The sequence below is a fragment of the Actinosynnema sp. NPDC059797 genome (assembly GCF_042732085.1).
Taxonomy (GTDB): domain Bacteria; phylum Actinomycetota; class Actinomycetes; order Mycobacteriales; family Pseudonocardiaceae; genus Actinosynnema.
Genome location: NZ_JBHWIE010000001.1, coordinates 43,051 through 57,370 on the forward strand (window position 1 = coordinate 43,051; position 14,320 = coordinate 57,370).

Here is a 14,320-nt window from a genome sequence, read left to right on the forward strand (position 1 = left end):
CTCCTGGAATGCTGGTGTGCGTGTCCGCCGATACGGAGGGTGAGATCAACGCTCCGGTAGCAGTTCCCCGTCTGGTGCTGTGCGCCGTCGACGAACCACTGGCCCTCGCGTGGGGTTCGGTGGCCGACGGCAGGTCGGGCGTCGAGGTGCACCGGGGCTCGGTGCTCGACATCGTCGCCGAGGCCGTGGTGAGTCCCGCGAACTCCTCCGGCTGGATGCGCGGGGGCATCGACGCGGTGTACGCGCGAGCGTTCCCCTTCGTCGAGGACCACGTGCGCAGCGCGGTCCTGGGCCTGCACGGCGGCGAGCTGCCGGTGGGCGAGGCGTTGATCGTGCCGACCGGCGAACCCGAGCCGGAGTGGCTGATCAGCGCGCCCACCATGCGACAACCCGGCGAGCTGCTGCCGGGCGACACCGTGCACCCGTACCTGGCCGCGCGGGCCGTGCTGCGGCTGTGGCTCGACGGGCGGCTGGAGGACGGCAGGCCGGTCCGCGAGGCGGTGCGCACCATCGCCATGCCGGGGCTGGGCACCGGTGTCGGCGGGGTCGCGCCGACCACGTGCGCGCGCCAGGTCGCGGCGGCGTGGGACGAGGTGTTCAGCCCGCTGCCCCGGCGCTGAGCTGTGGACAACCCCGTGGACAAGGTGGGGAGCGCTGTGGACAACTAGCGCGGCGCGACCCATCGCTCCAGGTCCAGCTCGTCGGTGATGGGGATGCCGTAGTCGCCGACGCTGGGGATCTCCGGCTTGAGGCGGCGCGACTCCCGCACCGCGTCGGGGCGCAGCGCGGTGAGCCGGAACCCGCGGCGCTGGTAGAAGCGCAGGGCGTCGAGGTTGTCGTTGGTCGTGGTGAGGCGGACGCGGTTGCAGCCGAGCTGCCTGGCGCGCCGCACCGCGGCGTCGACCAGCGAGCTGCCCACGCCCCTGCCCCTTCGCAGCGCGTCGATGGTGACGATCTCCAGGTGGCCGTCGGCGGCCGAGTAGGTCAGCAGCCCCACGACCTGCCCCTGCTGCTCGACCAGGAAACCGGGCAGGCTGGCCGGGAAGAACACATGCCCGTGGGCGACGGACGTGTGGGAACCCCACAGTTCCAGCACCAGTCGGCCGACGACGATCCGGTCGGCTTCCTCGATCGCGCGTACGAACATGTCCTGCACTGTGTTGGTGACCGGGCGTGGCCGGTACCGGCATTCGACCTATGGTTGGTTCGTGCCGGTGCGAGTGTTGCTCGTGGACGACCACGAGGTGGTCCGCAGGGGCCTGCGCGAGCTGCTGGAGGACGAGGACGACATCTCGGTGGTCGCGGAGGCGGGCGGGGTGGCCGAGGCGCTGGTCCGCGCGTCCGCCGCGCGGCCCGACGTGGCCGTGGTCGACGTCCGCCTGCCCGACGGCGGCGGCGTGGAGCTGTGCCGGGGCCTGCGGGCCCTGCCGGACGGGCCGCGGTGCCTGGTGCTGACCGCGTTCGACGACGAGGAGGCCCTGGTCGGCGCGATCATGGCGGGCGCGTCGGGGTACCTGCTGAAGCAGGTGCGCGGGCAGGACCTGGTGAACGCGGTGCGCGAGGTGGCGGCCGGCCGGTCGCTCCTGGACCCCCAGACCACGGCCCGCGTCCTGGACCGCATGAGGCGCCCGGCGGAGGTCGACGTGCTCGACGCGCTGACCGAGCAGGAGCGGCGGGTGCTGGAGCTGATCGGGGAGGGGCTGACGAACCGGCAGATCGCCGAGAGGCTGTTCCTGGCGGAGAAGACGGTGAAGAACTACGTGACGGCGGTGCTGTCGAAGCTGGGGATGGAGCGGCGCACGCAGGCGGCGGCGTGGGTGGCGCGGCGGTCCCGGTGACCGGTCGGCCGGTCGGCCGCCCGATGCCGATCACCCCAGCGGCACGTGCCAGTTGATCGTCGTCCCGCTGCGGGGCGACGAGGTGATCTCGCACCCGCCCCCCGCCGCCAGCGCCCGCTCCTCCAGGTGCCGCAACCCGCGCTTGGCCACCCCGCGCGGGATGCCGCAGCCGTCGTCGCTCACGGTCAGGTCCAGCCGGTCCGGGGCGCGGCGCACCGAGATGCCCACGTGCCCCGCCCCCGAGTGCCGCACCACGTTGGACAGCGCCTCCCGCAGCGCCGCCCGCGCGTGGTCGGCCAGGTCCGCGGGCACGTCGGCCAGGTCGCCCTCGGTCCGCACCTCCGGCTCGTACCCCAGCAGCTCGCCCGCCGTCCGCGCCTCGGCCAGCACGGAGCGCTTCAGGTCGGCGTCCGACGGCCGGCCCGGGTCGGCGCTGCGCAGCGCCCGCACGGTGGCCCGCACCTCCGCCATGGTCTGGTCGAGCTGGTCCACGGCGTCGGCCAGCCGGCGCGCCTCCCGCCCCTCCAGCTTGAGCCGCCGGTCGAGCAGGTCCAGTTGCACGCCCGTGGCGTAGAGCCGCTGGATGATCACGTCGTGCAGGTCGCGGGCGATCCGCTCCCGCTCCTGGTAGACCGCCACGCGCTGCCGCGCCGTCGACCCCTCGGCCAGCACGACCGCCAGCCCGGCCTGCGCGGCGAACGCCGCCAGCACGTCCACGGTGTCCGGCCGGAACGGCGCGCCGCCCTTGCGCCGGTACACCGCGAGCGCCCCGATGCGGCGCTCCCTGGTCCCGAACGGCGCCACCGCGAACGGCCCGTACCCGCTCAGCGCCTTGGGCACGAACGGCGCGGTGCGCGGGTCGGTGGTGAAGTCGTCGGCCACCACGGGCACGCCGGTGCGCGCCGCCCGCGCCGCCGACGACCGGCTCGACAGCACCACGCCCACCGGGTCGACGTCGCCGGAGGACGCCTCCACGGTGAGCGTGCCGTCGTCCGCGGTGACCATGGCCAGCCCGAGGTCGGCCTCGGCCAGCTCCACGGCGTGCCGCACCACGAGCGGCAGCACGGCGTCCGGGTCGTCGCCGGCGAGCGCCGCCGAGGTGATCTCGGTCGACGCGGCGAGCACGCGAGCGGGGTCCACGGGGGTCAACGGTAGGCCCCGGCCCTCACCCGCACCCGACCCCCGTCGACCTCCAGCACCAGGTCCGCGCGCTCCGCCTCCTCCGGCCGGTGCGTGACGTGCAGGACCGTGCGGTCCCGCAGCACGTCGTCCAGCCGGTCGAGCAGGGCCCGCGCGGTGGGCTCGTCCAGGTGCGCGGTCGGCTCGTCGAGCAGCACGAGGTCCCCGTCGCGCAGCAGCGCCCGCGCCAGCGCCACGCGCTGCGCCTCGCCGCCGGACAGCAGGGTCGGGCCGATCGCGGTGTCCAGGTCGAGCGACACGCCGGCGACGTCCAGCGCCCACCTCAGCCGCGCGTCGTCGGCGTGCGGGTCGCCCAGCCTCAGGTTCTCGCGCACGGTCGTGGTCACCAGCATCGGCTCCTGCGGGCACCAGGCCACGCGCGCCGGCCGCGCGACCTCGCCGCGCGAAGCGCCCACGAACCCGAGGAGCAGCGCGAACAGGCTCGACTTGCCCGCGCCGGACGGCCCGACCACGGCCACCTTCGACCCGGCGGGCACGTGCAGCGCCACGTCCTCCAGCACCGGTTCGGCGCTCTCCGGCCAGCGCACCTCGACCCCGTCGAGCGAGACGTCGGGCGCGTCCCGGACCTCGACCGGCGGGGGCGGCGGCGCCACGACCCGCCCGTGGGCCTCGCGCAGCGCGGCCCGGTGCTGCGCGGCGGGCGGCAGGGCGCTCAGCACCTCGGCCAGCGCCAGCGGCACCAGGCCCAGCACCGGCACCAGCAGCGGGTCCACGCCACCCGCCAGGCCGACGCACGCCGCGGCGGCCAGCCCGGTGGTCAGGTGCACGACGCCGATCGCCGCGCCCGCGCCCAGCGCCTGCCGCCGCGCCAGCCGGGCCAGGGCGGCGTCGCGCGCGGCCAGCTCGGCCCGCACCGCCCGGTCCGCGCCGAACGCGATCAGGTCCGGCGCCGCCGTGAGCAGCGTCAGCACCCGCTCGGACACCTCCCGCCGCCCGCGCGCCAGCACGGCCGTGGCGCGGCGCTCGGCCAGCACGGCCACCGCGGGCGCCAGCGTGCCGCCGACCAGCAGCGCCACCGCCAGCGCGACCCCGGCCCACGGCTCGACCAGCGCGAACAGCAGCACCGCCGCCGCCGACGTGCCGAGGGCCACCAGCGGCGGCTGGAGCACCCGCGGCACCAGGTCGCGCACGGTGTCCACGTCGTCCACGAGCCTGGTCAGGTCGGCCCGCCCCGGCCGCAGGCCGCGCCACAGCCGGACCCGCAGCGCCTCGGCGTGCCGGAACGCGGCGTCGTGCGACACCAGCCGCTCCAGGTACCGCAGCGAGCCCTTGGCCAGCGCGAACGTCCGCACGCCCACGACCAGCACGGACAGCGTGAGGATCGGCGGCTGGGTGGCGGCCTTCGCGATCAGGTGGGCCGCCAGCGCGGTCAGCGCCACCCCGCTCAGCGCCGCCGCCGCGCCCAGCGCCGCGCCGGCCAGCAGCCGGGCGGTCGGCCTGGGCGTGCGCGGGGTGGCCGCGCGGCTCGGCAGCCGCTCGACCCGCCGCCCGGCCTCGACGTCGTCGGCGCCCTCGACGGACCGGTGCATGGCCAGCACGACCGCCGCACCGCCCGCCGCGGCCCGCTCGACGGCCGCCATGACCTTGGCCGCCGTCGCCGGGTCGAGGTGGGCGGTGGGCTCGTCCAGCAGCAGCACGGTCGCGCCGTCCCGGACCTTCGTCAGCGCCCGCGCCACGGCCACCCGCTGCCGCTCGCCGGTCGACAGCTCCGCGATGGGCCGCGCCACCAGGTGGTCCGCCGCCACCGAGGCCAGCACGTCCCGGTCGACGCGCCCGGTGGTCAGCTCCAGCTCGTCGGCGACCGTGCGCCCGGCGAACGCGGGCCGCTGCGGCACCCACGCGATCGCGTCCCGGTCCACCGACACCGAACCCCCGTCCGGCCGCACGAACCCCAGCAGCACCCCGAACAGCGTCGACTTGCCCGCGCCGCTGGGCGCGTCGAGCCGGTGCACCTCGCCGGGCCGCACCCGGAAGCCCACGCCGTCCGGCGCGAACCGGCCGCGCCGCCGCACCCGCAGGTCGCGGACCTCGACGCCGGTCACGCGCGACGAGCCGGCGGGCGCCTCGGGCTCCGGGATCTCCGCGACCCGCCGCACGGCCTCCACGCCGTCCTCGGACGCGTGGTGCGCCGCGCCCGCCGCCCGCAGCGGCAGGTAGCACTCGGGCGCGAGGATGAGCACCACGAGCCCGACGACCAGCGTCATCTCCCCCGACACCAGCCGCAGCCCGATGCCGACCGCGATCAGCGCCACCGACAGCGACGCCGCGATCTCCAGCACCAGCGCGGACAGGAACGCCACGCGCAGCGTGCCCATGGTGGCCCGCCGGTACCGCTCGCCGACCTCGCGCACGGCCTTCGCCTGGGCCGCCGCCCGCCCGAACGCGGTCAGCACCGGCAGCGCCCGCACCAGCTCGGCCAGCCGGCCGGACAGCCGCTCCAGCGCGGACGCCGCCTCGGCGACCCGCGCCGAGGTGAACCTGCCGATGAGGATCGCGAACACGGGGATCAGCGGCAGGGTGACCGCGATCAGGACCGCCGAGGTCGGGTCGGTCCACAGGACCCACGCCCCGACCAGCACCGGCACCACCGCGGTGGTGACCAGCGCGGGCAGGTAGCGGGTGAAGTACGCGTCCAGCGCGTCCAGGCCCTTCGTCGCCACCACGGCCAGCTCGGCGGGCCCGCGCGCGACGATCCACGACGGTCCCAGGCCCAGCGCGCGGTCCAGCACGGCGGCGCGCAGCTCCTCCTTGGCGCCCGCGGCGGCCCGTGCGGCGACGGACTCGGTGGCCCACGCGAGCAGCGCCCGGACCACCACGGCGGCGGCCAGGACCGCGAGCGAACCGCCCGACGCGATGGCCTCGGCCAGCGCGACGGCCTGCCACACGAGCGCGCCCGACGTGGCGACGGCCAGCGCCGCGCACGCGGCCAACGCCCGGCGCGCCGATCGCGAGAGCGACGGCAGCGCGCCGAGCGGGCCTCTCCCCGGCTTCTTGGCGGAAGGGGCTCCGGGGAAGCTCATGACCCCTGACCGGCGGGGACGTGTGCCGGCGGGATGTGCCGGGTGCCGATCCGCTTGCGGAACACCCAGTAGGTCCACCCCTGGTAGACCAGCACGGCGGGCGTGCCGAACGCGGCCACCCACGTGATCACGGTCAGCGTGTACGGGCTGGACGCCGCGCCGGCCACGGTCAGCGACCACGCCGGGTCCAGCGTGGACGGCAGCACGTTCGGGTACAGCGCGCCGAACAGCGCGGCCACGGTCGCCGCCACCGCGACGCCCATCAGCGCGAACGCCTGGCCCTCGCGCCCCAGCACCAGCCGGCCCCAGGCGCCGAGGGCGGCCAGCGCGACCGCGATCGACGCGGCCCACGTCCACGCGCTGCCGAACCTGAGCTGCACGGTCAGCAGCAGCACCAGCAGCGGCAGCAGCGCGAGCGGCGCCGCCCTCAGCGCCAGCCGGCGGGCGCGGAACCGCACGTCGCCCTCGGTCTTCAGGGCCAGGAACACCGCGCCGTGCACCAGCGAGTACCCGGCCACGGCGACCGCGCCGAGCAGCGTCTCCGGGGTGATCGCGGCGAACGGCGAGCCGACCCGGTCGCCCGCCGCGTCCAGGGGCAGGCCGAACACGTTCACCGACAGGACCAGGCCGACGCACAGCGCGGCGGTCCACGAGCCGCCGACGATCACGGCGTCCCACACCCGGCGCCACCGCGCCGAGTCGACCTTGCCGCGGTACTCGAACGCCACCCCGCGCCCGATCAGCGCGAGCAGGAACAGCACCAGCGGCAGGTACGCGGCGCTGAGCAGCGAGGCGTACCAGTCGGGGAACGCGGCGAACGTCGCGCCCACCGCCACGATCAGCCACACCTCGTTGCCGTCCCACACCGGGCCGATGGTGTTGATCAGCACCCGGCGCTCGGTCTCGTCGCGCCCGAGCACCGGCAGCAGCATGCCGACGCCGAAGTCGAAGCCCTCCAGGAAGAGGTAGCCCAGCCACAGCAGGGCGATCACGCAGAACCAGAGCGTCTCCACGGCTCCCCCGCTCTCAGTAGGCGAACGACAGCACGTCGTCGTCCTTCTTCTCGGCCTTCTCGTCCTTCTCGTCGTCCCTGGCCGGCAGCACGCCCGCTACCCCCGCGCGGACGTACCGCCGGACCAGGAACCCCTCGACGACCGCCAGCACCCCGTAGACGAGCGTCAAGGAGATCAGCGACGTCAACACCTCACCCGGTGTCGACGACGACACGGCCCGCGCGGTGAACATCCACACGCCGTCCACCCCGCTGGGGTTGGGCACCACCACGAAGGGCTGGCGGCCCATCTCGGTGAAGATCCAGCCGAAGCTGTTGCCCAGGAACGGCGTGGCGATGCTGCCCAGCGCCAGCCACGGGAACCACCGGCCGCGCGGCACCCGACCGCCGCGCGTCAGCCACAGGACGAGCACGCCCGCCCCGGCGGCGATCGCGCCGAACCCGATCATCAGCCGGAAGCCCCAGTAGGTGACCGGCAGGTTCGGCACGTAGTCGATCGGCTGCCCCGACAGCTCGCCGAGCCGCTCGTCCACCGGGTAGTTGGTCCCGTACTTCTCCTGGTACTCGGGCACCAGGTCCTCGATGCCCTTGACCTCGGTGGAGAAGTCGCTGTGCGCCAGGAACGACAGCAGCGCGGGCACCGTGATGCTCTTGACGTTCTCGCAGTCGGGCCTGCTCACGTCGCCCACGGCGAACACCGAGAACGCCGCGGGCGACTCCGTGTGGCACAGCGCCTCGGCCGCGGCCATCTTCATGGGCTGCTGCTCGAACATGAGCTTGCCCTGGAGATCGCCGCTGACCGCGAGGCCGGCGAAGGCGACGACCCCGACCCACGTGCCGAGCTTCACCGACGCGCGCCAGACCGCTCCCTCTTCATCGGTCCGGCCCGCCTTGGCGCGCCGCCACAGGTGCCACGCCGCGATGCCCACCAGGAACGTCCCCGCGACGGCGAACGCCCCGAAGATCGTGTGCGGGAAGGCGGCGAGCACGGTGCTGTTGCCCAGCACGGCCCAGATCGAGGTGAGCCGCGGCCGCCCGTCGACCATCTCGACGCCGACGGGGTGCTGCATCCACGAGTTCGCGGCCAGGATGAAGTAGGCCGACGCGATCGTGGCCAGCGAGAACGCCCAGACGCAGGCCAGGTGCACCTTCTTCGGCAGGCGGTCCCAGCCGAAGATCCACAGGCCGAGGAAGGTCGACTCGACGAAGAACGCGACCAGGCCCTCCATGGCCAGCGGGGCGCCGAAGACGTCCCCGACGAACCGCGAGTAGGCGCTCCAGGTCATGCCGAACTGGAACTCCTGCACGATGCCGGTCACCACGCCCATGGCGAAGTTGATCAGCAGCAGCTTGCCCCAGAACTTGGTCATGGCCAGGTACTTGCGGTCGCCCGTGCGGACCCAGGCGGTCTGCATGGTGGCCACGAGCAGCGACAAGCCGATCGTCAGCGGCACCATGAGGAAGTGGTAGACGGTGGTGATGCCGAACTGCCACCGCGCCAGGTCGAGAACGTCCACGGCTCGAAGTTAGGCCCGCGAGCAGGGCCTTTTCAGGTACGAGGGTCCTGTCGGGACCGGGACCTAGGTCCCGTCCCCGGAATGGCCGCTGAGCTGGGGCGACGCGCCGCCTAACGTGGTGGGTCCCTGTCACCCTGCCACGGAGGTCCCCCGTGAGACGCAGACTTTCGGCGTTACTCCTCGCCGCCCTCGCCACGGTGGCCGTCGCTTCCCCGGCGAAGGCCATCACGTCCCTGGAGATGGTGTGCGAGAGCGGCGGTTCGCTGTACTACTGCACCGTGTACCACGACGCCATCGCCCCGGCCACGGTCCGGTGGTACATCAACGACCGCCTGGTCTCCGGGCTGAACGACCGCAACTCCATCACGAACCGCACCTGCCCCCGCGGTGCGATCATCAAGGTCGAGGCCGTGGTCACCGACGTGACCGGCTCCATGTCGGTCGTCGGCGGCCCGTACTGCCACGGCGGCCCGTGGCCGTGAGCCGCGTGGGTGCCCTCACATTCCCCCGCCCCTCCCCCTGCGGTTACGATGGGTGACGCCAGAGGGGAGTAGTTCCCTCGACCCCGCGCGGGTCGAGGCGAGGAGATCGACAGACTGATCCTCCGGGATCCGGTCCCTCACCCGTCTTTTCGAAGAGGGCGAACGAGACCTCCGGCCGGGCAGCGCACCACGCCCGGTCGGAGTCGTGCTGCCTCCGTCCGGGTATTCACCCTCGGAGGTAAATCCCGTGGCACCTGAGCTCATCGCGGCCGCGACCGCGTTCGCGATCATCTTCCTGGCCGAGTTGCCGGACAAGACCATGGTCGCCACCCTCGTCCTGACCACGCGTTATCGGGCCTGGCCGGTGTTCGCCGGCGTGACCGCCGCGTTCGCGGTCCAGTGCGTGGTGGCCGCCACGTTCGGCGGCGTGCTGACCCTGCTGCCCGACCGGGTGGTGGCGGGCGTGGTCGCCCTCCTGTTCGGCGTGGGTGCCTTCCTGCTGCTCAAGGAGGGCTTCTCGCGCGACGACGACGAGACCGACTCGGCCTCCGGCGGCACCGGCCAGGTGACCTTCCTGCGGGCGGCGCTGACCTCGTTCGGCGTGCTGTTCGCCGCCGAGTGGGGCGACGCGTCCCAGCTGGCGACGGCGGGGCTGGCGGCGCGGTACGGGACGCCGGTGTTCGTGGGCCTGGGCGCGTTCCTGGCGCTGACCACCGTGGCGGCGATCGCGGTGCTGGTGGGGCGCAAGATCGCGTCCCGCATCCCGACCCGGATGGTGCAGCGGGTGAGCGGGTTCCTGTTCGCCGGGTTCGCGCTGGTCGCGCTGTGGCAGGCGGTAGTGGCCTGACGCGGTCGCCCGGTGGCGCGCGGGACGGTCGCGGGCGCCACGCGCCACCGGGCCCGCCCCACCGGACTCACCCCACCGGCCCGGCCCGTCGGGCCGTCCGTGGCCGCCGGGGCGACGGCGCGGGGCGATCGGAGGCCGGCGGTCCCGGGCAGTCCACGAATCCCTCGGCCGGGGAATGGCGGCGGCCCGCCCGCCACGCCAGGGTTGCGCGCATGCGTGATCCGGAAGGTCCCGACCTGCCCGCACCCGACAAGGGGTTCACCATCGAAGCCTGGGCGCACCGGTGACCGTCCGGCGTGGAGCGGTGCGAGCTCTCCGCCGGCGTCCCGGTCTTCCAGGGCAACTTCGACCAGCGCGACGTGGAGACCGCCCGGCGGACCTACCCCGGCCGCCGGATCGTCATCAACGAGGACGGCGGCCTGGAGGTCCACCCCGCCGAGCCTCACCGCAACGCGTCCGCGACCTCCTGAGCCGCCCGCACCACCTGCGGCCCCACCACGTCCCCGTCCAGCTTCTCCAATGCCACCACGCCCACGCTGGCCCGCAACCCGGGCACCCCGCGCACCGGCGCGGCCACCCCGAACGCACCGGGCTGCAGCTCACCGGTCGAGTGCACCCACTGCCGCCCCTCCGGGGACAGCCCGATGGCCTTGCCCGCCGCGCCCCGGTGCACCGGGTGGCGCGACCCGACCCGGTAGGCGACGTGGTAGGCCGTCCAGGACGGCTCCACCACGGCCACCGCCTGCGCCTCCGACCCGTCGGCCACGGTGAGGTGCGCGGTGGCGCCCACCTGCTCGGCCAGCGTCCGCAGCGCCGGCTGCGCCGCCATCCGCAGCTGCGGCAGCACGTTGGACGCCAGCCGCAGCACGCCGAGCCCCAGCCGCACCTTGGAGCCTTCCCGCCGCACCAGCCCGCGCGACTGGAGCGGCACCAGCAGCCGGTACACGGCGGCCCGGGACGCGCCGATGGCCGCGGCCAGCTCGCTGATCGACGGCGCCTCCGACTCGGCGTCGGCCACCGCCTGGAGCAGGGCGAGGCCCCGCTCCAGGGTCAGCGAGCTCTCCTTCGAGGCGGGCACGGGCAGCCGGCCGCGAGGATCAGGTCTGACCAACGTCCTACCTCTCGTCGGCGGGCGCGATCGTGCCGACCACCTCGGCCAGCCCGACGAGCGAGCCGTTCTCGCCCGGGGCCGTCGCGGTGATGCGCACCGTGTCGCCGTCCTCCAGGAACGTCCGCTCCTCGCCGTCGTCGAGCCGGACCGGCTCCGCGCCGCCCCAGCTCAGCTCCAGGAAGGAGCCGCGCTCGTCGCGGTCGGGGCCGGACACGGTGCCCGACGCGATCAGGTCGCCCGGCCGAACCGTAGCGCCGTTCACCGACAGGTGCGCGAGCTGCTGCGCGAAGGTCCACGACATCTCGCGGAACGGCGGCCGGGACACCACGGTCCCGTTCCACTCGACCTCGATGGCGATGTCGAGGCCCCACGGGCGCTCCTCGCGCAGGTAGGGCAGCACGTCGTTGCCCAGCGGCGGCGGCGTCACGCGTGCCACCGCGAACGCCTCCAGCGGCGTGACCCACGCCGACACGGACGTGGCGAACGACTTGCCCAGGAACGGCCCGAGCGGCTGGTACTCCCACGCCTGGATGTCGCGCGCGGACCAGTCGTTGACCAGCGCCACCCCGAACACGTGGTCGGCCGCCTTCGACGGGGTCAGCCGCGACGCGACCGGCCCGCCGCACACGAACCCGACCTCGGCCTCGATGTCCAGCCGCGCGGAGGGCCCGAACACCGGCCCGGACGAAGACCGCCGCTGGCCGTGCGGCCGCACGACGGGCGTCCCGGAGACGACGACCGTGCCGGCGCGGCCGTGGTAGCCCACGGGCAGGTGCGTCCAGTTGGGCAGCAGCGGGTCGCCGTCGGGCCGGAAGATGCGGCCCACGTTCTCCGCGTGGTGGCGCGACGAGTAGAAGTCGACGTAGTCGGCCACGGTGAACGGCAGCACCGCGCCCCCCAGGCCGACCAGCGTCGCGTCGCGCGGCGCGGACGTGGCGCTCACGATCTCCACCAGCCGCGCCCGCAGCTCGCTCCACGCGGGCCGCCCGGCCGCCAGCAGGGCGTCGAGGGAGTCCCCGGCCACCAGCGGCTCCAGGCGCTCGCCCAGGGCCAGCCCGCGCAGCGGCAGCGCCGAGTCGCCCACCCGCACCGCGATGCCCCGCGGCAGCACGCCGTAGGGCAGGGTCTGCGGCCCGAACGGCCCCTCCGGCGTGAACGCCGGGTCGTCGATCCAGCTCACAGCAGCCCCAGCTCCCCCAGGTCGGCGATCGGCTCGTCGAGCGAGCACGACCCGTAAGAGGCGAACACGCCGCGGACGGCGTGCGCGGCCTGGTCGGACAGCGACGAGGCCTCCTCGCCGAGCGCGGCGGCGTCCGTGCTGGACAGCGCGGCGCGCACGTCGCCGCCGGACAGCGCCCGCGCGGTGGCCACCAGCAGGTTGAGGAACCCGTGGTGGGTGAAGCCGGTCGCGGGGTCGGTGTGGCGGACGGCGTGGTGCAGCCCGGCCGTGGCCTTGAACGCCACCCCGCCGCCGCTGACGACGGCCAGGAAGTCGGCGACCTCGTCGACGCCGGGGAAGTTCTCCCGGCTGAGGCCGCCGCAGCGCAGCTTGGGCCAGCTGCCGTGCTCGATGACGCGGCGCACGCCGTCGAGCCAGCCCTCGCCGCCCCGGCGCGGTTCCACCACGCGGATGACGTCCTCGGGCACGAACTCCGAGACGCGTTCCAGCCACACCTCGTCCACGTCGGTCGGCGCGGGCATCTCGACCATGCGCAGCGCCAGCAGCTCGCTGCGGGACTCGACGATCGACACGGCCTTGGGCACACCGCCCAGGCCGGTGTCGATGACCAGGGACAGGGCGACCGGTTTCACCGGCTTGACCTTGATCAGCTCGGTGATCAGCTCGGCCAGCCGCGACGCGGGGCACAGGAAGAGCCCGACGGCTCCCGCCCACTCCCCGGCGCGCGCGTCGAGGTGGCCGCGCACGGCGTCGGGCATCGACGCGTTCCCCGGTGGGAACAGTGCGGCGTCATCTACAAGCCTCGCGAGCAGGGGCGGAGTGCCGCGTGGACCGGGCGCACGGAGTTCGAAGGCGCTTGACACGGCTGACACGCTAGTGGCGTACCGGTCAATGAACAAAGATGTCCGACTATCGAACGCCCGGAGTGAACGATGGCGTACTACCGCCAGGTGGGTGAGATCCCCCGAAAGCGCCACACCCAGTTCCGCACCCCGGAGGGCGGGCTGTACGCGGAAGAGCTGATGGGCGTGGAGGGCTTCTCGGCCGACTCGGCGCTGCTCTACCACCGCCACCTGCCCACGGCGATCGTCGACGCGGTGACCGTCGAGGAGAGCCGCGGCACGCTGTCCCCGAACCTCCCGCTCAAGCCCCGGCACTTCAAGACCCCCGACCTGACCTGGGACGACAGCACCGACGCGGTCACCGGCAGGCGCACCCTGTTCGGCAACGCGGACGTGGTGATCGGGTTCGTCCGCGCGTCCGCGCCCAGCCCGCTCTACCGCAACGCGGCGGGCGACGAGCTGCTGTACGTGCAGACCGGCTCGGGCGTGGTCGAGACCATCTACGGCGCCCTGCCGGTGGGCGAGGGCGACTACGTGGTGCTGCCGACCTCGTGCACCTACCGGGTGGTGCCGGCCGAGCCGATGGGCATCCTCGTGCTGGAGGCGACCGGGCACGTCGGGCCGCCGCGGCGCTACCTGTCGAACAAGGGCCAGTTCCTGGAGCACTCGCCGTACTGCGAGCGCGACCTCCGCGGCCCCGTCGAACCGCTGCTGGTCGACGGCGAGGACGTGGACGTGCTGGTGCGGCACCGCGCGGGCCTCACCCGGTTCACCTACGCCAACCACCCGTTCGACGTGGTCGGCTGGGACGGCTGCCTGTACCCGTGGGCGTTCAACATCCGCGACTTCGAGCCGATCACGGGCCGCGTGCACCAGCCGCCGCCCGTGCACCAGACCTTCGAGGGCCCGAACTTCGTGGTGTGCTCGTTCGTGCCGCGCAAGGTCGACTACCACCCGCTGTCGATCCCGGTGCCCTACAACCACGCGAACGTGGACTCGGACGAGCTGATGTTCTACGTGGGCGGCAACTACGAGGCGCGCAAGGGCTCCGGCATCGGCATCGGCTCGCTGTCGCTGCACCCGTCGGGCTGCACGCACGGGCCGCAGCCGGGCGCGGTGGAGGCCTCGCTGGGCGCCGAGCGGTTCGACGAGACCGCGGTCATGGTGGACACCTTCCGGCCGCTGGAGCTGGGCGAGGCGGCCCTGGCCGCCGAGGACCCCAAGTACGCCTGGTCGTGGGCTCGCAGGGGTCCTGACCTGGATTGATCCAC

The 14,320-nt window shown here is 74.3% G+C and carries 14 protein-coding genes; 6 read left to right on the forward strand and 8 right to left on the reverse strand.

Features of this window, described 5'->3' with window-relative positions; all coding sequences use genetic code 11:
- Positions 1 to 8 precede the first annotated feature (8 nt).
- A complete protein-coding gene (locus ACFV4N_RS00225) occupies positions 9 to 620 on the forward strand; it encodes a macro domain-containing protein (protein ID WP_499670286.1) in 612 nt (203 codons plus the stop codon).
- A 44-nt stretch (positions 621 to 664) separates the two neighbouring features.
- Here the strand turns inward: ACFV4N_RS00225 and ACFV4N_RS00230 are convergent, their stop codons facing one another.
- Positions 665 to 1,147, reverse strand: coding sequence for a GNAT family N-acetyltransferase (locus ACFV4N_RS00230; protein ID WP_499670287.1), 483 nt, complete (start codon positions 1,145 to 1,147; stop codon positions 665 to 667).
- Positions 1,148 to 1,208: 61 nt separating this feature from the next.
- Between ACFV4N_RS00230 and ACFV4N_RS00235 the strand changes: the two genes are divergently transcribed.
- Entirely contained in the window at positions 1,209 to 1,838 is a 630-nt protein-coding gene (locus ACFV4N_RS00235; protein ID WP_499670288.1) for a response regulator, read from the forward strand.
- Between the two features lie 30 nt (positions 1,839 to 1,868).
- On the opposite strand, the gene ACFV4N_RS00240 is transcribed toward ACFV4N_RS00235, so the two are convergent.
- Genes ACFV4N_RS00240 through ACFV4N_RS00255 form a run of 4 tightly spaced genes read right to left on the reverse strand, consistent with a single transcriptional unit; the run spans position 1,869 to position 8,587 of the window.
- On the reverse strand, positions 1,869 to 2,987 hold the full coding sequence (locus tag ACFV4N_RS00240) for a GAF domain-containing sensor histidine kinase (RefSeq protein ID WP_499670289.1): 1,119 nt from the start codon (positions 2,985 to 2,987) through the stop codon (positions 1,869 to 1,871).
- Positions 2,984 to 6,058 carry a thiol reductant ABC exporter subunit CydD gene (cydD, locus tag ACFV4N_RS00245; RefSeq protein WP_499670290.1) on the reverse strand — a complete coding sequence of 1,025 codons (3,075 nt, stop codon included), beginning with the start codon at positions 6,056 to 6,058 and terminating at the stop codon, positions 2,984 to 2,986. Before cydD ends, ACFV4N_RS00240 begins: the two co-directional genes overlap by 4 nt.
- On the reverse strand, positions 6,055 to 7,071 hold the full coding sequence (cydB, locus tag ACFV4N_RS00250) for a cytochrome d ubiquinol oxidase subunit II (protein ID WP_499670291.1): 1,017 nt from the start codon (positions 7,069 to 7,071) through the stop codon (positions 6,055 to 6,057). The genes cydD and cydB overlap by 4 nt, the downstream gene beginning before the upstream one ends.
- A 13-nt stretch (positions 7,072 to 7,084) precedes the next feature.
- A complete protein-coding gene (locus tag ACFV4N_RS00255; protein WP_499670292.1) occupies positions 7,085 to 8,587 on the reverse strand; it encodes a cytochrome ubiquinol oxidase subunit I in 1,503 nt (500 codons plus the stop codon).
- A gap of 152 nt (positions 8,588 to 8,739) precedes the next feature.
- Between ACFV4N_RS00255 and ACFV4N_RS00260 the strand changes: the two genes are divergently transcribed.
- From ACFV4N_RS00260 to ACFV4N_RS00270, 3 genes are all read left to right on the forward strand, one after another.
- Positions 8,740 to 9,069: a hypothetical protein gene (locus ACFV4N_RS00260; protein ID WP_499670293.1), complete on the forward strand. Its 330-nt coding sequence runs from the start codon at positions 8,740 to 8,742 to the stop codon at positions 9,067 to 9,069.
- A gap of 247 nt (positions 9,070 to 9,316) precedes the next feature.
- A complete protein-coding gene (locus tag ACFV4N_RS00265) occupies positions 9,317 to 9,916 on the forward strand; it encodes a TMEM165/GDT1 family protein (protein ID WP_499670294.1) in 600 nt (199 codons plus the stop codon).
- Between the two features lie 296 nt (positions 9,917 to 10,212).
- Positions 10,213 to 10,386, forward strand: a complete 174-nt coding sequence (locus tag ACFV4N_RS00270; protein WP_499670295.1) for a hypothetical protein — start codon at positions 10,213 to 10,215, stop codon at positions 10,384 to 10,386.
- Here ACFV4N_RS00270 and ACFV4N_RS00275 read toward each other — a convergent pair.
- Genes ACFV4N_RS00275 through ACFV4N_RS00285 form a run of 3 tightly spaced genes read right to left on the reverse strand, consistent with a single transcriptional unit; the run spans position 10,359 to position 13,070 of the window.
- A complete protein-coding gene (locus ACFV4N_RS00275; RefSeq protein ID WP_499670296.1) occupies positions 10,359 to 11,027 on the reverse strand; it encodes an IclR family transcriptional regulator in 669 nt (222 codons plus the stop codon). The genes ACFV4N_RS00270 and ACFV4N_RS00275 overlap by 28 nt on opposite strands.
- Positions 11,028 to 11,031: 4 nt before the next feature.
- Positions 11,032 to 12,207 carry a fumarylacetoacetase gene (gene fahA / locus ACFV4N_RS00280; RefSeq protein ID WP_499670297.1) on the reverse strand — a complete coding sequence of 392 codons (1,176 nt, stop codon included), beginning with the start codon at positions 12,205 to 12,207 and terminating at the stop codon, positions 11,032 to 11,034.
- Positions 12,204 to 13,070, reverse strand: a complete 867-nt coding sequence (locus ACFV4N_RS00285; RefSeq protein ID WP_499670298.1) for a hypothetical protein — start codon at positions 13,068 to 13,070, stop codon at positions 12,204 to 12,206. The genes fahA and ACFV4N_RS00285 overlap by 4 nt, the downstream gene beginning before the upstream one ends.
- Before the next feature lie 69 nt (positions 13,071 to 13,139).
- On the opposite strand from ACFV4N_RS00285, the gene ACFV4N_RS00290 reads away from it, so the two are divergent.
- Positions 13,140 to 14,315, forward strand: coding sequence for a homogentisate 1,2-dioxygenase (locus tag ACFV4N_RS00290; RefSeq protein ID WP_499670299.1), 1,176 nt, complete (start codon positions 13,140 to 13,142; stop codon positions 14,313 to 14,315).
- Positions 14,316 to 14,320 lie beyond the last annotated feature (5 nt).

Excerpts from the sequence above, each read along its gene's own strand:
- ACFV4N_RS00290 (WP_499670299.1), top strand. The coding sequence starts at position 13,140 with ATGGCGTACTACCGCCAGGTGGGTGAGATCCCCCGAAAGCGCCACACC.
- ACFV4N_RS00225 (WP_499670286.1), top strand. The coding sequence starts at position 9 with ATGCTGGTGTGCGTGTCCGCCGATACGGAGGGTGAGATCAACGCTCCG.
- ACFV4N_RS00230 (WP_499670287.1), bottom strand. The coding sequence starts at position 1,147 with ATGTTCGTACGCGCGATCGAGGAAGCCGACCGGATCGTCGTCGGCCGA.
- cydD (WP_499670290.1), bottom strand. The coding sequence starts at position 6,058 with ATGAGCTTCCCCGGAGCCCCTTCCGCCAAGAAGCCGGGGAGAGGCCCG.